The organism is Chitinibacter sp. FCG-7 (assembly GCF_040047665.1).
Classification (GTDB): Bacteria; Pseudomonadota; Gammaproteobacteria; order Burkholderiales; family Chitinibacteraceae; genus Chitinibacter; species Chitinibacter mangrovi.
The window spans coordinates 1-19,112 of sequence record NZ_CP157355.1 but is presented as its reverse complement, the minus strand read 5'-3'; the positions used below and the strand labels follow the sequence as shown (position 1 = coordinate 19,112).

The following is a 19,112-nucleotide window of genomic DNA, read 5'->3' as shown; positions in this document are numbered from 1 at the left end:
CATGTCCGAGACAATCCAAGCCCCTTTGCAACGCAAGACACTCTATATCCAGCTTGCTGAAGAAATGGCACAAGCCATTGAAACCGGGGTTTTGCGTGTGGGCGAGAAAATGCCTTCGATCCGCAAATTGTCGGGACAACGGCAGCTCAGCCTCTCAACCGTGATGGAGGCTTATCGCGAACTGGAAGATCGCGGCCTGATCGAGGCGCGGCCGCAGTCTGGGTTTTATGTGCGGCAAAAACGTAGCATGGCAATTCCCGAAATTACCGCGCCGCCCAAAAATCCATCGCATGTGTTTATTGATCCGCTGCTCACGCCATCAGCGCTGTGGCGCTTGAATAAAGAGATCAGGGTTGATCTGGGGATGGCCATTCTGTCGCCCAAACTATTCCCCAATCAGCAAATTCAGCGTCTTTTATCTCAAGTAGGGCGGCAAGAGCCTGACTTGATCGCCGATTATGGCGAATCGCAAGGCGACATCGAGTTGCGTCGCCAAATTTCCCGCCGCTCGCTGCTTTGGGGCGGGCAGGTTGAAGCTGATGAGATCATTATTACCCAAGGCGGGATTGAGGCGCTGAATCTGTGCTTGCGCGCGGTGACTAAACCGGGCGATGTGGTGGCGATTGAGTCACCTGCTTATTTTGGTCTACTGCAAATTCTGGAAAGCTTTGAGCTAAAAGCGCTGGAAATCCCCACCCATGCCAAAACCGGCATTTCGATTGAGGCGCTGGAGCTGGCGACGCGCAATGGCGAAGTCAAAGCCTGTGTCGTGCTGCCCAATTTTGCCAATCCGCTGGGCAGTCTGATGCCCGATGAAAACAAGCAAAGAATGGTGCAACTGCTGGCTGAGCGTGGCATTCCGCTGATTGAAGACGATATCTATGGCGAGTTCTGCTATAGCGGCGATCGGCCTATCCCGGCCAAGGCGTTTGATCAGACGGGCAATGTCATGCTGATTTCCTCGTTTACCAAGATTGTGGCACCGGGTTTTAGGATTGGCTGGGTGCTGGCGGGAAAATGGCAGAAGAAAATCGAACAGCTGAAGTTTATTAATACCTATTCAACGCCGGTTTTGCTGCAAAGAACGATTGCCAAGTTTCTGGAAACTGGCGGCTACGATCACCATTTGCGCCGCCTGCGCAAAAGCTGTGCCGAGCAGGTGAATCATGCTGTCGATGCCATCCAGCGGCACTTTCCCAGCGATACGCGGCTGAATATGCCGCAAGGGGGGTATGTACTGTGGGTCGAGCTAAACAAAGGCATAGACACCATTACCCTCCTGCAGCATGCGCTGGCTGAAGGAATCAGTTTTACGCCTGGCGTGTTGTTCTCACCCAGCCACAGCTACCGCAACTGCTTGCGAATTTGCTGTGTTGAAGCCTGGACGACCAAGCACGAAAAAGCCATTGCGCGCCTGGGCGAATTGGCTCGCCTACAATTGGCTCAGCCGCACTCGAGTGACCTGACTGCCTGATCTGATTGCCTAATCAGGCAGGTTCTGCATCATGACCAGGCAACTTTGCGGGTGCGGGGTCTGAAATTCAACGCAGGACATTGAGTAAGCCATATAGCACGGTGGATTCTGGCCGCGCTCGTCAACCCAGACTACATCGAGCCGGTTGCCGCAGCGCTCTTCAATCACCGAATTCATATGGAGTAACAGCTCGATCATGCTTTCGGCCCGGGTAGCGCCGGGACTGAGCAAGGCAAGGGCCAGCAGCGGAGTGAGAAGACGTGACATGATGCCTCCTTCGATCTGCGCCGGGGATTGGCATCAATGCAAAAGCGCCGATCAGTGATTTCACTATCGGCGCTTTTTGGTGCTAAGTAAGCTTTTTTGTGTGGTCGGCGGCAAAGTGCCGATCAGTGGCAGGGCGGTGATAGGGTGCTGATTTGCAAGGTTTTATGCAGTCTTGGTGTTGTGGCGCTGCAGCAAAGGTTGCAAAAACTGTTGCAACTGCCGTTTTGCCGCTTGTGCAACGCCGGGAACCAGGCCTGCTTCTTGTTCCAGCTTGATACGGCTATGGGCAAATGCTTCGATGACGACGGTATTGTCGCTGCGGATTTGCCAGCGCTGGCCACGTTCAAGTACCACATCATGACCATCGTCGCTCAGCCAGATCATGCCTTGCTCGCATTCAATCCATTGCTGGGCGTGGCCATTCAGGGTGGACAGGCTGGCTTGGGGTAATTGAAAGGCGTGCATGATCGTTCTCCTCTGAGTCGTACAAAGCTTGGTGGCGATGTAAAGAGAATACGCTGATCAGGCCGTGCTGATCAGACGCAAAACTGTATCGCTGCAGCGATAACACTTACGCAGAAATCGGCAACTGTAACCATGAAATCGCAGTAGTACTGTTTTACAATTTTTGACAGCTTTGCTGTTTAGCCCTGCGTGGCGCCATTTTTGCGCAGTTGCCGCAGCATAAAACGCGCCGGATCGATAGCGTTAAGCAGGCTACGTTCCAGCGGTAGTGGCTCCTGATTGAGATGACAGGCAATCACTTCGGCTGCCAGTGCATGCCAGCTCATGCCGCGCGAGCCAAAGCCCAGCGCAAGCAGCAAGCCGGGCTCGCGCGGCATTTGAAACAGCTGGTGAATGGCTTGCCTTTGCTGGACATCTTCCACGGCGGCATGCAGCTGGCCAATCAGCGGCAAGCGATCCAGCGAATTGGGGCGCGCGCAGATGCGGGTGTTGGTGTTTTCTGGTGAGGGCGCTGCCAGCTCGGGCAGGATATGGCGCACATTGTGCAGATTGTGCTGGCGGGCGCCCGCTAGATCGGGGACTTGATAAGCAGCGGCCCCTAAGCTGCGCCAGCCTTGCCAGGCCGGAGTTAGATAAGCTGAGCCGGAGCAGCCGGGTAGCTCATCGCTCACCGCCGACGCGGGGATTTGCGTAACGGCACGCCAGCTTTGGCTTAGCGGCAGCGTATGACTCGGAATTAACGCATTTGCCGCAGTGGCATTGGCCAGAATGAGCGTTTCGGTTTGGGCGATCAGCTGCTGCTTGGCATCAAACAGCCGCCACAATCCGGCGGTGTATTCGATATTTTCTACATGGGTATTGAGCTGTAGATCAATGCTGGATTGACATTGCTGAATATACCCATGGCATAGACTGACCGGATTAACCCATGCTGCATCACTAAACCACCAGCCGCCACGGCTGGGGCGGCTGCCTAATTTTTTACTGGCTTCATCAACGCTCAGATACTGCAGCAGCTCGGGCGGAAAATTAAGCGTGGCTGCTGTATCACGCATCAGCGCTTCCTGCTCGTCATCCTTGGCGACCTGAAATTGCCCTTGCTGGCCAAAGTGAACCACGGAGTTTGCCTGTGTGCCCAGACGCAGCAATTGCTGGCGAGTCAGTGCAAAGCCTGCGCGGGATAGTCGTGCCAGCGCATTGTCGTCCTTGCTAAATGTCGGATGGCACAGGCCGACATGGTTGCCTGAGGCATGCTGCGCAATGGCTGATTCGGCCTCGATCAGTTGCACTTTCCAGTCGCGTTGAGCCAGGCTGGCCGCAATTGAGCAGCCAGCAATGCCAGCGCCGATGACAATTGCGTGCTGTGTCTTGGGTGCATAAGGTTTGCTGGGGGCCACAATGCGCGGCGGACGAGGTAGGCGGGCACACTGACCGATCAGCATTTGCCGCTTATTAGCAAAGCCACTGACTTTGTTCACGCTAAAACCAGCTTCAATTAAGCCTCGACGTACATCACCTGCCACGCTGTAAGTTGCCAGTGTGGTGTCGGCCTTGCAGAGCCGCCATAGCGCTTTGAATACCGGTAGGCACCACATATCCGGATTTTTGCTCGGTGAAAAGCCATCCAGATAAATGGCATCCACTTTTGCTACAACCTCATGCAGCATGCCGAGTGCCTCGCCAAACAGCAAAGTCAGGCTAACGCGGCCATCGTCAAGCCAGATGCGATGAAAGCCGGGCGTGAGGTGCGGCCAGTGTGCGAGCAACTGTGCCGATAGCTCGGCAAACTCGGGGTGCTGCTGATGCAGCATGGCCAGATCGTCCCGCTGGAACGGGAATTGTTCTATTGATAGAAAGTGCAGCCGTTCCGAGCGGTGCGGATCATTGCGCCAGGCCTGCCAGGTGCACAGAAAGCTGATCCCCTGACCAAAGCCGGTTTCAATAATGGTGAAGGATTTTTTGCCTTGCCAGCGTTGCGGCAGCTGATTGCCAGCCAGAAAAACGGCGTGCGCTTGCGCGCTTGCGCCGTGCGCCGCGTGGTAGACATCGTCAAAGCGGCTGGAAAAAAGCGTGGTGCCGTCGGAGGCGTATTCCAGCGAGGCAGGAGTAATGGTCATCGGTGTCGTTCAATCGGTGCTGTGAGCGGGCGTATCGCGTAGAAATTCACGCCGGGCGTACACGGCGATCAGTCCGCAAGCAAAACAAATCAGGGTAAAACTGGCGTTACCCCAGTGGGCGTAGCTCCATTTTAACAGCTCGATGCCAGCTGCAAAAACCACCATATTGAACATGCCCAGCGCTGCAGCGACCGTGCCCTTACTTTGGTCGCTGGCAAACAGGGTTAGCCGGTAAAGCGCTGCATTGATCATACCCATGCCCACCGAGGCCAGACCCATGGCAAACACCAGCCAGAGCCAGTTTTGCGCGTCGTACAGCAAGTAAAGTGCGGCAAAAAGCCCTAGCATCATTGGCCAGGTGCCTAGCTGGATCAGTCGTTGAATGGGAATGTGCGTGACAAATTTCGCCAGAATAATATTGCCCGCAATCAGCCCGGCAAAAACGGGGATTTGCCATAGGCCGTAATCCAGCGTCGAAAGCCCGGCGTTTTGCATCAGAATCACTGGCGCGAGCGCAATCCAGCCCAGCAGTGGCACGCAATTGAGCCCCAGCGCCAGCCCGCCAAACACAAAGCGGCGATTCTGATAGACCATTTTGTAGTCTTGCCACAGCGTGCCGATCCGCAGCGGCGAGGCCAGCTTGGGTGATGTTTCCGGCATTCTGAGCCATAAGCCAATTAGCGAAAGCGCCGAGGTGATGGCCACGACGATAAAAATCCAGCGCCAGTCGGCAATCTGCAGTACGGCAGCGCCTGCGACGGGGCCGATCAGCGGCGCAATCAAGGCCACATTGGCCATCATCGCCATGACGCGAACCGCCATAGCTTCCGAAAAACTCTCCTGTATTGCTGCGTAACCCACAGCACCAATGAAGCACAGCCCCATACCCTGCAGAAAACGGAAAAACAGAAAGACCGAGAACGATTGTGACCACAAAATGCCCAAACACGACAGCGTAAAAAAGATCGCGCCGCCGAGCATGACGGGGCGGCGACCAATTCGGTCTGACAATGGTCCCAACAGCCACTGCAGACTCGCGCCGCCGAGTAGGCAAACCGTCATGGCAGAAGGAATTAGCGTGGGGTTGGCGCCAAACTCGCGTACCACGGCGGGCATGCCGGGCAAAATCATGTCGTTGGAGATATAAGTGGCAAATTCGAACAAGACCAGCGCCAGCGGAAACAGCAGCGCAGACCAGCTCAGATGGGAGGGGGTAGAGGCAGTTGCCATGAAGCACTCGAACAAGCAAAGCGCTATTTTCCCAGCATCAGGAGCAGAATGCTTGGTAAAAATTACAATGACATGGTTTTGAGCAAAAAAGGCGCGAATTATTCTAGAAACTTTACCGCAAGCCAGAGGCGCTGCGGCATAATTGCCCATATCAATTCACAAGGGTAGAACAAAGATGACAAAAACAGAGCTGATCGCGATTGTGCATAATCTGGCCAGCATCGAGCACCCGGAGCTGAGTAAAAAATCCGTTGCGGCATTGATCGATACGCTGTCTGAAGTGATCACGGCCACGGTGAGTGGCGGCGGCGATGTAACCTTGCCCAATGTTGGCAAGATCGCGCTCAAGGCCCGCGACGCACGCGTAGGGCGCAACCCGCGCACAGGCGAAGCGGTGCAAATTCCAGCCAAGAAAGTCTTGAAATTCACGCCCGCCAAAGCACTGAAAGACGCGGTGGCCTCACAAGAAACCGCTCAAGCCGCCGAATAATTTTCGGCTCTTTTGGCGCGCAAGGCGCGACAGATTAGCTCCATGTCGCTGAAGTTGTGGCAATAAAAAAACCGGCCAAGGCCGGTTTTTTGCTAGGTATTGCTTTGAAAATCAATTCAGAATTGCCCTGCAGGGCAATACCCTTGGATGTATTAGTCTTCCAGACGCATTTGCGGGAACAAAATCACGTCGCGAATACTTGGCGCGTCGGTCAGCAACATCACCAGACGGTCGATGCCAATGCCGCAGCCACCCGTTGGCGCCATGCCGTGTTCGAGCGCGCGGATATAGTCGGCGTCAAAGTGCATCGCTTCGTCATCGCCAGCTTCTTTCAGATCAACCTGCGCTTGGAAACGTGCCGCTTGATCTTCCGGATCGTTCAACTCTGAATAGCCGTTGGCGTGTTCGCGGCCAACGATAAACAGCTCGAAGCGTTCGGTAATGCCCGCTTGGGTGTCTGAGGCGCGTGCCAGTGGCGACACTTCAGCCGGATAATCAACGATAAACGTTGGTTCCCACAGTTTGCCTTCGGTGTTTTCTTCAAACAGACTCAGTTGCAGGCCGCCGATGCCGTCGGTCAACACGGGTTTGCCGCCCAGACGTGCGATTTCGGCTTTCAGGAAAGCGCGATCGTTCAGTTGTTCGTCGGTGTACTCTGGGTTGTAGTGCTTGATCGCACCGGCAATCGTGAAGCGCGCGAACGGTTTAGACAAATCAACCGTTTTGCCTTGATATTCAACGACGGCGTGGCCGGTGGCTTCAATCGCGCAGGCACGAATAATGCCTTCGGACATGTCCATCATCCGTTGGTAATCGGCGTACGCTTCGTAGAATTCGATCATCGTGAATTCCGGATTGTGGCGCGTGCTCATGCCTTCGTTACGGAAAGAGCGGTTGATCTCGAACACGCGCTCCAGACCGCCAACGACCAGACGTTTCAGGTACAACTCAGGTGCGATCCGCAGGTAGAGCGGCATATCGAGCGCATTGTGGTGCGTTACAAATGGCTTGGCCGTTGCGCCGCCTGGGATGCTGTGCATCATCGGCGTTTCAACTTCAAGGTAGCGCTGCTCAACCATGAATTCGCGCAGGCGTTGAACGATTTTGCTGCGCTTGATAAAGGTGTTACGCGATTGCTCGTTGGTAATCAGGTCGATATAACGCTGACGGTATTTGGTTTCCTGATCGGTCAGGCCGTGGAATTTTTCCGGCAATGGACGCAGCGATTTGGTCAGCAGACGCAATTCAGACACGTGCACCGACAATTCGCCGGTTTTGGTTTTCATCAGCGTGCCGCGTGCGGCTACGATGTCGCCCATGTCCCAGGTTTTGAAGTCGGCATACACGTCTTCACCAACGGCTTGACCGCTGATGTAAAACTGAATGCGGCCAGAAACGTCCTGAATGGTGATAAAGCTGGCTTTACCCATCACACGTTTGAGCATGATGCGGCCAGCAACGGCGACTTCAACTTTTTGCGCTTCGAGCGGCTCTTTTTCAATCTCGCCGTATTGTGCAGCCAGATCGGCGGCTAAATGTTCGCGCTTGAAGTCATTCGGAAAAGCAATGCCGCGCTCGCGAATCGCAGCCAGTTTGGCGCGGCGCTCGGCAATAATCTGGTTTTCGTCCTGCTGAACGATTTGATCTTCTGTAATTGGGTTTGACATGGGGTATATCCCTGCAAATTAGTGTATGTATAGTCTTGCGGCAGATACACCTGCATGTATCTGCCACATTATTAAGTCTTAAACGCCTTGCTTCAAGCTCGCTTCAATAAAGCCATCCAGGTCGCCATCCATCACGCCTTTGATATTGCCCACCTCGTAGCTGGTGCGCAGGTCTTTAATGCGGCTTTGATCGAAGACATACGAGCGAATCTGGTGGCCCCAGCCGATGTCGGACTTGGTCGCTTCCAGTGATTGCTGCGCTTCCATGCGTTTGCGCAGTTCGAGCTCGTACAATTTGGCACGCAGCATTTTCCATGCTTCGTCGCGGTTTTTATGCTGCGAGCGGTCGTTCTGGCATTGCACGACGGTGTTGGTCGGAATGTGCGTCAAGCGAACTGCCGAGTCGGTTTTATTAATGTGCTGACCACCCGCGCCTGATGCGCGATAGGTGTCGGTCCGCACATCAGCCGGATTGATTTCAATCTCGAAGCTGTCGTCCACTTCCGGGTAAACAAATACCGAGGCAAACGAGGTGTGGCGGCGGTTGTTCGAGTCATACGGCGAGCAGCGAACCAGACGGTGAACGCCGGTTTCAGTGCGCAGGAAGCCGTAGGCGTAGTCGCCCGTGAGCTTGATCGTGGCCTGACTGATGCCGACGATATCGCCGTCCGATTGCTCCATGATTTCAACGCCAAAGCCTTTGCGCTCGCCGTAGCGGACGTACATCCGCAATAGCATGCCAGCCCAATCCTGCGCCTCGGTGCCGCCAGCGCCCGATTGGATATCGATAAAGCACGGCATCGGGTCCATCGGATTGCTGAACATGCGGCGGAATTCCAGCTTGGCAATTTCGGCTTCCAGCTCGGCGTAATCCCCGGCGATGACTTCGACGGTGCCAAAGTCATCTTCCATCTTGGCCATTTCAAATAGCTCAAGCGCATCGGCAACGCCGCCGGTGACACGATCGAGTACCAGAACAATGTCTTCCAGCGATTTGCGCTCGCGGCCCACTTCCTGGGCTTTTTTCGGGTCGTTCCATGTTTCTGGTGCTTCAGACAGGCGTACTACCTCTTCCAACCGATCAACTTTGGTCGGGTAATCAAGGTAACGCTTGAGTTCGTCTGCGCGTGATGCTAGCTCTTTGAGCTGATTTTCAATCTGGTTTAGCTGTTCGCTTTCCATGCGATGATCCGCTTTCCGCTGGTGCAAAACCGTCAATTATATCAGCCCGGAGCCTGTTTTTGTGGGCAATTTTTCAGGCGCATAAATGGTGTCGCAGCTCCCTGATCGCGGCAGAAATCATCGCCAGATCAGGGGTTAGATTACGCAACTCTTTGAACATGGCCAGAATGCGGTCAATGGCGGCTTTATTTTCGCCTTGCCATTGCATCAGGCAATCGGCCTGCCCGTGACATTGCCAGACATGGCTGGTGAGCGATGCCTGCAGTTGGCTGAGATCGTCCCGTACGGCCATGCGTGCCAAAGTTTGCCAGCGGTTGTCGCGTGGTAATTGCTCGATTGCACCATGCAGCCAGTTAAATTCCAGTAAATCGCCCAGCGCCAGATGCAATTTAAGCCTTTCTGCCAATTGTCCGGTGTCATTGCCGTGTCGCGCCATTTCAAGCAGGGGTTGGATTTCTTGCAGAACCAGCACATTCATCGCCAATCCGCTGGGAACTCCATCGGCCAAGAGCTGGACTTTTTGCGTTTCATAGCGCGGACTGGACGCCAGCCACTCCGGCGCTTTGGGTAGTGTCAGTGCAGCGCAGGCGTGCAGATGATCACTTTCTGCAGGTGTGAGTGGGTGTTGCAGCAGCCAGCGAGCGACACGTTCGCAATAGCGGCGAATTTGCAGTTGCAGCTCGGTTTGCACCGCCGAGGGCACCTTGCCATCCAGCGCCTCAACATCGCAAGCGAGTTGTTCGCCATCCAGTAGGTTTTGTGCAGTGAGTAGTGCATCAACAATTTCGCTGGCACTGTGCTCGGTTTCTTCTTGCAGCCTGAAAACACAACTAATGCCAAATCGGTTGATGGCATGGTTGGTTAACAGGGTCGCCACGATTTCGCGCCGCAATGGGTGACGCGTGATGGCGTCGGCAAACTGGTTTCTGAGCGGACTAGGGAAGTAGAATTGCAGCCGCTCATTCCAGCGCTCCTGATCGACCAGTGTTTCTGCGAGCAAATCCTGGTTTAAAACCAGCTTGGCATAGGCCAGCAACACCGCCAGTTCGGGCCGATACAAACCAAGGCCTGCAGCCTGACGCTCTGCGATCTGGCTATCGCTGGGCAGATATTCTATTCTGCGCGAAAGTTTTCCGGTTTTTTCCAGTATTTGCATCATGCGTGCGTGGACGCTGAGCAATGATTTGGCGTGTCGATGCTCAAGCGAAATAGCCAGCGTTTGCAACTCGTTGTCGCGCAAGACCAGCTGCCCGACCTCATCGGTCATGCTGGCCAGCAACTCATTGCGTTGCTTAAGCGTCATGTCGCCACTGGTGATTAGATTGCCGAGCAGAATTTTGATGTTGACTTCATGGTCTGAGCAATCAACCCCGGCGGAATTGTCGATTGCATCCGTATGAATGCGCCCCCCGTTGGCGGCGTATTCGATGCGACCTAATTGGGTAAAGCCCAGATTTCCACCTTCGGCAATCACTCGGCAGCGCAAGTCGCGGCCATCAACACGCACAGCATCGTTACCCCTATCGTTTGCTTCGGCGTTGCTTTGCGTGCTGGCTTTCACGTAAGTCCCGATGCCGCCGTTATAGAGCAGATCAACCGGTGCTTTTAGAAGAAGCTGGATCAGCGCATTAGGTTCGAGCTGCTCGGCGTCAGTATCCAGCAGTTGCTTCATTTCGCTCGAAAGAACAATGCTTTTGGCGTTGCGCGGCCAGATGCCGCCACCTGAGGAGATCAGCTTGGCGTCATAATCGGCCCAGGCTGAGCGGGGCAGGGCAAAAAGGCGCTCACGCTCAATGAAACTGCTCACCGGGTCAGGGTTCGGGTCAATAAAAATATGGCGATGATCAAACGCGGCCACCAATTTGGTGTGCGGCGAGCGCAACAGGCCGTTGCCGAATACATCGCCCGACATATCGCCAATGCCGACAACGGTAAATGGCTCGCTACGGGTATTCAGCCCCAGCTCGCGGAATGATCTCTCGACTGAAATCCAGGCGCCACGGGCGGTAATGCCCATTTTTTTATGGTCATAGCCAACCGAGCCACCACTGGCAAAGGCATCATCAAGCCAGAATTGATAATCCTGGGCGATGCGGTTGGCGATGTCGGAAAAGGTGGCCGTGCCTTTGTCCGCTGCCACCACCAAGTAGGGGTCATCGCCGTCACGGCGACGAACATTGCTGGGTGGAATGACTGTGCCATCTTGCAGATTATCGGTCAGATCAAGCAGGCCGCTGATAAAGGTTTGGTAACAGCTCACACCCGCAGCCATTAAGGCATCCCGCTCGAGTGGTGGATTTTTGACGATAAAACCGCCTTTGGAGCCAACAGGAACAATAACGGTGTTTTTAACCATTTGTGCCTTCACTAGGCCCAGCACTTCGGTGCGGAAGTCTTCGCGCCTATCCGACCAGCGCAAGCCGCCACGAGCCACCTTGCCACCGCGCAGGTGCGCCCCCTCTACCTGCGGCGAATAGACAAATATTTCGCACATGGGAACCGGTTGCGGCATAAAGCTGATCTGGGGCGAGGCAATTTTTAAGGACAGGTAGGGTTTGTGGGCCCCATTGGCGAGCTGGAAGAAATTGCTGCGCACTGTGGCACGAATTGCCTGCACAAATCCGCTGAGGATGCGTTCTTCATCCACATTGGGCATTACTTTAGCGGCCTGCTCGATTTCTTCCAGTACAATTTCGGCTACCCCTTCCTGATGCTCGGTAGGGTGCTGCAAAAGCATAAAAGCATTCACCAGCTGTTTGCTGTGCACGGTGTATTTGATCAAACAGTCGGCGATGGTTTCGACTGCATATTTCAGCGCCAGCTGTTTTAAAAAGCGGGCGTAGGCACGCAGCACCAGCACTTCGCGCCAGTTGAGCGAAGCGAGCAGGGTGAGGCGGTTGAAGCTGTCATTTTCGGCTTCGTTATTAAATAGTGCGATAAAGCTGTCGGCCAGTCTTTGGCGTTCTTGTGGCGTTTCCAGTGAAGCTTCTTTGGGCAGCCGAACGCCAATATCCATAATCCACATTGACTCGCCATCCGGTAGGTGAATCTGGTAAGGGCGCTCATCAAGTACGCGCAAGCCCAGGTTTTCGAGCAAAGGCAGGCAGTCTGATAATTCAATGGCCTGATGCCGGTACAGCTTGATGCGCCAGATATTGGCGTCGAGCACATGGCCTGCGCCCAAGGATACGGTCAGTTTTTTCTGGTTTCGGCTTTGTTCAAGTGCATCGATGTCGTGCACTGCAATTCTGGGTAGAAAATCAGCGCAATAGGCGGCATTAAATGCCGCATGATAAAGCTGATACAGTTGGGCGCCGCGCTCTTCGCCGTGTGCATGGATCAGCTCGCGGTGCAGTGCATCGGTCCAGCGCTGCGCCAGCTGGGCAATCTGTGCCTCGATGGCCGGGGCGTCATAAGCGCTGCGGGCTTCTGGCGGACGGCGGATGATGTATTGAATCCGCGCTAGCGGCGCATCCCCCAAAAGCACGGTGTACTCTGCGCTATAGCCCGAGAGTTTTTCCAGTAAAAGGCTTTCAATCTTGACGCGCACTTCAGTGCTGTAATTGTCACGTGGCACAAACACCATGACCGAAACGTAGCGCCGGTAAATATCATCACGGAAAAAGGCGCGAACCCGGCTGCGCTCGTGAAGCGACACAATTCCTTGTGCAATCCGGCTCAGCTCGGGGACTTCGATTTCAATCAGCTCGTCGCGCGGGTAGGTGTCCAGCGTGTTGAGCAGCGTTTTTCCCCGGTAACCTGACAAATCAGCGCCACTTTGTTGGATAACCGATTCGATTTTTTGCCGCAACACCGGAATTTGGCGCGGTTGAGCCGTATAGGCACTGGCAGAGTACAAACCGACGATTCTGGTTTCGCCGACGATGCGGCCTTGTTCATCGTATTGCCGCACAAGGACAGTATCCAGATATGCCGGACGATGGATGATCGAGCGCCGATCCGATTTGGTGAGCATCAGTACCCGCTCATTGGCGTAGGCGATCGAGCGCAATTCATCGCTCAGGTTTGACCATATTTTGGAGACTTCGGGTGCGCCCTGATCGCGCAAAATGCCCAGCCCGCTATTGGCTTGCAACATCAATTGTCCGTCAACGAACTGGTATTTGCGCAGACCAAGAAAGACATAATGTCCTGCCAGCAGCCATTCCAGGTACGCAATGCTTTCCTTCAGAATGGCTTGGGGTTGGGCATGTTGCTTGTGTCTATAGTCTTCGAGCAGGTCGGTGACACAATCAGCCATTTTTTTCCAGTCACTGACCGATGCACCAATTGCCGCGAGCGCCGTTGCAATTTGCTCGTATAGCGCGGCAATGTGCTCTGGCTGACTGATCCGGGTGATCTCGAAGTGCATCCAGGACTCTTTAATGCCGGTGGCCTTTAAGGAGTCGGCTAGGCCCGTCTCATCGCGCGATAAACGAAGTACGGGGTGTATGACTGTCAAGGCGTTGTATTTCAAGCTGTTCAGCGCAATACCCACCGAGTCAACCAGAAAAGGCATGTCATCAGCAACGATTTCGATGACAGTATGGCTGCATTGCCAGCCATGTTCGGCCTGATTGGGGTTGTAAATCCGGATCAGTGTTTGTGCTGCAGTACGATGCTGCCCAAAGCGCCAGTGCGCTAGCAATGCGCCTCCCCAGTCAGCGATGTCGCGCTCCATCCATTCGTCGTCCGGAATATCGCCAAAATACTGCTCAACAAGATGTGCCGGCTGTTGCAGGCCCTGTTGTTGCAGCCATTCAATCAATGCACTGAATCGTTCTACGCTGTTCATAGTGACTGCCTTTGGGTCAGATTTTCTTGAACTTTAGTGCTTTAAATAGCGAATCTCTACTAGGATTATTGGGTATGTCCTTTTGGGTTTTGTTGGCGACGGCACGTGCTTTTGGGCATGTGTTTTTCTTTGCCAGAACAAAGAATTGTTGCTCAAAGCGCTGAAATGGCGAAGCTACGTGACTAACGGTAGACTGTTGTATATTATTGTTTGCTAATATATGCCAGATGCGTCAAAAAGCGGGTGATACCATGATCCAGCCAAAGCCACACAGCAAAATGCCACGAAACCCTCAGCTTGAAACCCAAGATCCCATGCTGCTCGCATGCCGCGATCTAGCGATCAAGATGCTGACCGAATCGCTGGATCATTTCTTTGCCAAACTTGAAGACACCTATTTTGAGCTGGCAGACAAAAGTCTGGATCGAAAACAGCGCGACGATTTCTTTGCCGCGCGGATCGAAACACATAACAAACGAGCCCAATTGGCTGCGCAATTTGCCAGCTTTCTCAGTGTTGCTTTCAACAAGAATGTGCAGCAAAAAAGTGATGCAGAGCAAAAGTTTTTCTATGTGAATGCAGATCCGGATCAGCTCAGCCTGGTTGCCAATGAAGAATATGAAGAGAATCTGACTGCGGACAAGATCGTTAAACGGATCAAGTCACAAGGCGGGGAGGAGCTCGATCAGCTTGAAATGCGCTTTGCAAGGCTGCTGGCTTCCAAAGACGATGAGTCAGCTAATCCAATGTCGCCAGAGGCGATTTGTGATGCCTTCTTGCAAGCGTGTAAACAGCTTGAAACTGGCGTGGATGCTAGGCTGGTTGCCATGCAGAAGTTCGAAAATGAGCTAAGCAGCCAGGTTGCCAATGTCTACCACCAAATCAATCAGTATTTGATCGGTCAGAATGTAGAGCCTTTGCCACGCAATCAAAGGCGTTCTGCGCGCAAAACGGCGCCACAAAACGCGCGTGATTCAGGCCTTGCCAGCACTCCTAACGCCACACAAGCTAGCAGTGCCGAGGCCGGCCACATTACCGATGAAGCCTTGCTTGCGCATCAGCGCTTTGAGCAATTAAGCGATCATTTTAATTTGCTGTCGCAAGGGCGGCGCATACTGGCGGCCCAGGCTGGTGAATCAGCGATGGGTGGCGCACGCCACGCCGATGGTTGGCTGTCTTTTTTGGATATTCTGCAAAGAAAAGCGCCTGCGCATGACGCGTTCAGTAATGAAGATGGCGGGCCTATTTCGCACAATCTGCTGGGAGTGCTGCGCGATTCGGGTTGGGCAAAGCAATTACCTCAGCTTGATTCGATGACGCTTGAGCTGGTGTCGATGCTGTTTGAGCATATTTTTGATGACCCACGGCTTTCTCCGTTGATGAAGAGCCTGATAGGGCGCTTGCAAATCCCCGTGCTCAAAGTGGGTATGCTCGATACAGGGTTTTTCTCGCAGAAGTCACATCCGGCTCGGTTATTTCTCGATGAGCTGGCTTATGCGTCGTTGGACGCCCAAGATCTGGAAACGGGGATGCCGCGCTACGATGCCCTGACTGGCATTGTTAACGAACTACTGCGCAAGTACGACAAAGATATAGCCGTGTTTAGCGATGCATTGCAGCAGCTACGTCAGCTGATCGAGCAGCAAGAGCGACTTGCAGCGCAATTGATTTCTGCCGAGGCAGATGAATTGGCTGCCAAGGAGTGTGCTGAGCTGGCGCAGGTGACCGCCGAACAATTGGTTGCACAGCGTTTAGCGCAGCATCAGGATGCTCCGGAGGTCATTGCTCGGTTTTTGGCTCACACCTGGATAAAATCCTTACAACTGGCCTATGGCCCGCAGGGTGAATCCGCGCCTGGCTTTGCCAAGCGCCTGCAGGCGATGGATGACTTGCTTTGGAGCGTTCTGCCCAAGGCCGGGCCGGATGAGCGGTTTAAAATGGTAAATTTGCTACCGACCATGCTCAAAACATTGGAAGAGGGCGCCGTTGAAGCTGGCTTGAGCAAGGCTCAGGCACAGGACTTTTTCTCGGATCTGGTCCAATGTCATGCGGCAGCTATTCGCAATGGCATTAAACTGGGTGGCACACAATCGCCTCAGTCAATCCAAACCAAAGAAATACCTGCATCAAGCGCAGTCGATGACTGTATTGCACCTGATCCATCGCTGGAAAATGAAGCTAAATCCATCTTGCCCGAAAAAGGTGAGTGGGTTGAGTTTGTGCTCGGCGAAGGCGAGATTGTTCGTTTGCGCCTGTCATGGATCAGCCCCCAAGGTACCCGCTATTTGTTCACCAACAAAAATGTCAAAGGACAAGCCTTTTTGGCGTCAGAACTCGAAACGGTGATTAGGGAAGGCAAAATGAAGCGCTTGGTTCTGGAAGGCTCCTTGCTTGAAAGAGCCATGCAGGGCGTGATGAGTGATCTAAGCTAAAGTCATGCTCACTCATCGACGCTTACTGAACGCTTAGGCGCTTACCAAAGCCTGTTGCTGCAACTGAACAAGCTGGGCAATCCCAGACTCTGCCAGATCAAGCAATTCATTCATTTGTTGGCGGCTAAAAGCTTCGCCTTCTGCTGTGCCTTGAATTTCAATGAATTTACCCGAGGCAGTCATCACGACATTCATATCTGTTTCGCAGGCTGAATCCTCGATGTAATCAAGATCCAGCACTGCGGTGTCGCCAACTACGCCCACCGAAATCGCCGCAACGGCTTCGCGGATGGGGCTGCTGCTTAATTTTCCGCTATTGACCAGGCCATTGATTGCATCGGCCAAGGCTACGTAGGCACCGGTAATACTGGCAGTACGCGTACCGCCATCGGCTTGGATGACGTCACAATCAATCGTGATCTGGCGCTCACCCAGCGCCTTGAGATCAACGATCGCACGCAAGCTGCGACCGATTAAACGCTGGATTTCCTGAGTTCGCCCACTCTGTTTGCCTGCCGCAGCTTCGCGCTTCATTCGGCTCCCTGTCGAACGTGGCAGCATGCCGTACTCGGCGGTGACCCAGCCTTCGCCTTTACCTTTAAGAAAAGGCGGGACTTTTTCCTCGACGCTGGCAGTGCAAATAACTTTGGTTTGGCCAAATTCAACCAGTACGCTGCCTTCGGCGTGGCAGGTATATTGACGGGTGAGGCGAACTTCTCTGAGCTGATTGTGCTGGCGTTGTGATGGGCGCATTGTGTATTGCCTTGCGATAAGTTGGTCTTGCGCCCAGTATACCGCAGTGACTATCGATGATTGCGCTAGCGTTAACTAAATGGGCGTCACAATTTGTCGGCCATATTAGGGAGTGAGAACAGATTGAGTTGCTTTAAATCATGTTGTAGCCAATCGGTAAAGCGGCTTGCATTCATGGGTTGGGCAATAAAGTATCCCTGTATCTCATCACAACCCATCACCGAAAGGGCCTGCCAGCAAGCCAGCGTTTCAACGCCTTCGGCAACCACTTTCAATCCCAGAATATGTCCCAGTTCTATCATGGATCGAACAATTGAAATGCTTTCAAACGTGCTATTCATGGCCATTACAAAGGTCTGGTCAATTTTAAGCTCGTTAACTGGCATCTTGGCCAGATAAGCAAACGAGGAGTAGCCTGTGCCAAAATCATCAATTGATAATTTGATATCCAGCTGGCGCAAGCGATTTAGATTTTGCAGCATCAGATCGGGTTGTCGCATCACACCAGTTTCGGTAATTTCTAGGCATAAATTGATACCACGCTCATAATCGGCAATTTGACGGGCAATAAAGTCGACAAACTGCGCGTCTTCCACATCACCCACGCCCACATTGACGGATACGCAAATATCCAGCCCTATTGATTGCCACTCCTGTTGCTGTCGCAAAACATCTTTAATCACCCATTCGGTAATGGTACGCAGCTTGCCCGATTGCTCGGCAAAAGTGATGAATAAATTGGGTGGGATCCATCCGCGGATCGGGTGCTGCCAGCGCACCAGTGCTTCAGCCCCATGGACGTGCATGTCTGAGAGCAGTATTTTGGGCTGGTATTGCACAATCAGCTGATTTTTTTCAATCGCTTCGCGCAAATCCCCCATTAATGTGAACTGGCTTTGCCGGTCCACTTCTCGTGATGGCGAGTAAACAATACAGAATTGACACTCTTCCTTGGCTGAAAAAATGCTGATTTCGGCTTGGCGCAGCAGAGCCTCAGGATCTTGGCCGTGCTCTGGGTAGCAACTTACCCCGAAACGCATGGCCAGATTTACCCGATGATCATCAATGACAATCGCTTCTGACAGTATTTTTTCGATTTTTCTAATGATCTCGATTAGCTCATTTTGATCGCGGCATTGGAGCAGAAGCAGAAAATCATTGCCCGAAACCCGCCCTAGCGCCAGCACTGGTAATGGTTTAAGTAGAGTTAAGCGATCAGCGACGGCCCTTAACACATTGTCTCCTTCGGAGAAGCCGAAGCAATCATTGACATAGTGAAAGTCGGCAATATTCATCATGGCAATCGCAAAGGGCGGTGGCGCATTGCCAATGTGCTGATGAACGATTTCGACAAAACGGGTGCGATTAGGCAGGCCGGTAATCCGGTCGACAAAGGCCAATTGTCTGAGCAGGTGCTCACGGGCGGTGAGTGCGTCGCCCATGGCATTAAAAGCAGTTGCCAGATTGCCCAACTCGTCACGCGATTTGACTGGCATGCGCAAATCGAATTCGCCCAGTGTAAAGCGTTGCACTGCATGGCTAAAACGGCGTAGCGGCTCTGTCAGCTTGGATGCCAAAAGCCAGGAGACTATCGAGCCTATCATCAACAGGGCAAAGCCCAGCCACAAAGTCTTGGAGAGGATATCCCACAACTGTTGATTGACCGTGCTAGAGGCCAAATCTGCGCCCAGCAGATAGTTTTTTCCATTGCTGGTTTGGCGTATCAGTGACAGGGAACGAAAATGGCCATATTGGTCTTTAAGCTGGCCGTAGCGGGTTTCTCCCGTTTTTAATGCGTTCAGGGTGTGCTGTTCAATATCTTGATAGCGTTGATAAAAGTGGCCAAAGTGCTGCTTGGCGATTTCTGCGGGCGATGCCGAATCGGCCAGATAGACAACCTGACCGTGCGCATCCAGGCTGAGCACATATAAGTAACGCAAACCGGAATTTTGCGCGTACTGGTGCAGGCGGGCCGTATTTTCCAGATAGTTGCCCAGCTGCCGTGGCGGGGTGTCGGTGGCAGCCTCAATATAATGATCGGGTAGAATGTAAGGAATGGCATCGGCTGCAGTTTGCAAGCGACCATCAAGCTCAGAAAAAAGAGCTTGGGATAATTGCTGGTAAATACTGGCTGTCAGGCCGATGCAAATCAATAAATTGAGAAAAAAAAGGATCAGCAGTACTTTTGCCCGAGCACTGCGGATAAAATTTAGACCAAAAGACGCGATTTTCTTGGGCAT

The 19,112-nt window shown here is 53.3% G+C and carries 12 protein-coding genes; 3 read left to right on the top strand and 9 right to left on the bottom strand.

All coding sequences use genetic code 11. From position 1 onward, the window contains the following. Position 1: 1 nt before the first annotated feature. Positions 2-1,474, top strand: coding sequence for a PLP-dependent aminotransferase family protein (locus ABHF33_RS00060; RefSeq protein ID WP_348945051.1), 1,473 nt, complete (start codon positions 2-4; stop codon positions 1,472-1,474). A 9-nt stretch (positions 1,475-1,483) separates the two neighbouring features. Here ABHF33_RS00060 and ABHF33_RS00055 read toward each other — a convergent pair whose 3' ends face one another. The 4 genes from ABHF33_RS00055 to ABHF33_RS00040 form a co-directional block, all read right to left on the bottom strand. Next, on the bottom strand, positions 1,484-1,741 hold the full coding sequence (locus ABHF33_RS00055) for a hypothetical protein (RefSeq protein ID WP_348945050.1): 258 nt from the start codon (positions 1,739-1,741) through the stop codon (positions 1,484-1,486). Positions 1,742-1,903: 162 nt separating this feature from the next. After that, positions 1,904-2,206, bottom strand: a complete 303-nt coding sequence (locus ABHF33_RS00050) for a DUF2917 domain-containing protein (protein ID WP_348945049.1) — start codon at positions 2,204-2,206, stop codon at positions 1,904-1,906. A 179-nt stretch (positions 2,207-2,385) separates the two neighbouring features. Continuing rightward, positions 2,386-4,323, bottom strand: a complete 1,938-nt coding sequence (gene mnmC / locus ABHF33_RS00045) for a bifunctional tRNA (5-methylaminomethyl-2-thiouridine)(34)-methyltransferase MnmD/FAD-dependent 5-carboxymethylaminomethyl-2-thiouridine(34) oxidoreductase MnmC (RefSeq protein ID WP_348945048.1) — start codon at positions 4,321-4,323, stop codon at positions 2,386-2,388. Positions 4,324-4,332: 9 nt separating this feature from the next. Then, positions 4,333-5,553 (bottom strand): MFS transporter, encoded by a 1,221-nt coding sequence (locus tag ABHF33_RS00040; RefSeq protein WP_348945047.1) that lies wholly within the window; start codon positions 5,551-5,553, stop codon positions 4,333-4,335. 175 nt (positions 5,554-5,728) lie between these two features. On the opposite strand from ABHF33_RS00040, the gene ABHF33_RS00035 reads away from it, so the two are divergent. Next, a complete protein-coding gene (locus ABHF33_RS00035) occupies positions 5,729-6,043 on the top strand; it encodes an HU family DNA-binding protein (protein WP_348945046.1) in 315 nt (104 codons plus the stop codon). Positions 6,044-6,195: 152 nt separating this feature from the next. Here ABHF33_RS00035 and lysS read toward each other — a convergent pair whose 3' ends face one another. The 3 genes from lysS to ABHF33_RS00020 all read right to left on the bottom strand — a co-directional run bounded on the left by lysS (position 6,196) and on the right by ABHF33_RS00020 (position 13,687). Further along, a complete protein-coding gene (gene lysS / locus ABHF33_RS00030; protein WP_432803945.1) occupies positions 6,196-7,710 on the bottom strand; it encodes a lysine--tRNA ligase in 1,515 nt (504 codons plus the stop codon). Between the two features lie 78 nt (positions 7,711-7,788). After that, positions 7,789-8,892, bottom strand: a complete 1,104-nt coding sequence (gene prfB, locus ABHF33_RS00025; protein ID WP_348945045.1) for a peptide chain release factor 2 — start codon at positions 8,890-8,892, stop codon at positions 7,789-7,791. A 73-nt stretch (positions 8,893-8,965) separates the two neighbouring features. Beyond that, positions 8,966-13,687 carry an NAD-glutamate dehydrogenase gene (locus tag ABHF33_RS00020; protein WP_348945044.1) on the bottom strand — a complete coding sequence of 1,574 codons (4,722 nt, stop codon included), beginning with the start codon at positions 13,685-13,687 and terminating at the stop codon, positions 8,966-8,968. Between the two features lie 278 nt (positions 13,688-13,965). Here ABHF33_RS00020 and ABHF33_RS00015 point away from each other — a divergent pair, with 278 nt between their 5' ends. Next, on the top strand, positions 13,966-16,119 hold the full coding sequence (locus ABHF33_RS00015) for a DUF1631 family protein (protein ID WP_348945043.1): 2,154 nt from the start codon (positions 13,966-13,968) through the stop codon (positions 16,117-16,119). 33 nt (positions 16,120-16,152) lie between these two features. Here ABHF33_RS00015 and rph read toward each other — a convergent pair whose 3' ends face one another. Both rph and ABHF33_RS00005 read right to left on the bottom strand, forming a co-directional pair. Further along, a complete protein-coding gene (gene rph / locus ABHF33_RS00010) occupies positions 16,153-16,872 on the bottom strand; it encodes a ribonuclease PH (RefSeq protein WP_348945042.1) in 720 nt (239 codons plus the stop codon). 86 nt (positions 16,873-16,958) lie between these two features. Continuing rightward, the gene (locus ABHF33_RS00005; protein ID WP_348945041.1) at positions 16,959-18,950 is read right to left on the bottom strand and encodes an EAL domain-containing protein; all 1,992 of its coding nucleotides are present in this window, start codon (positions 18,948-18,950) and stop codon (positions 16,959-16,961) included. Between the last annotated feature and the right edge of the window lie 162 nt (positions 18,951-19,112).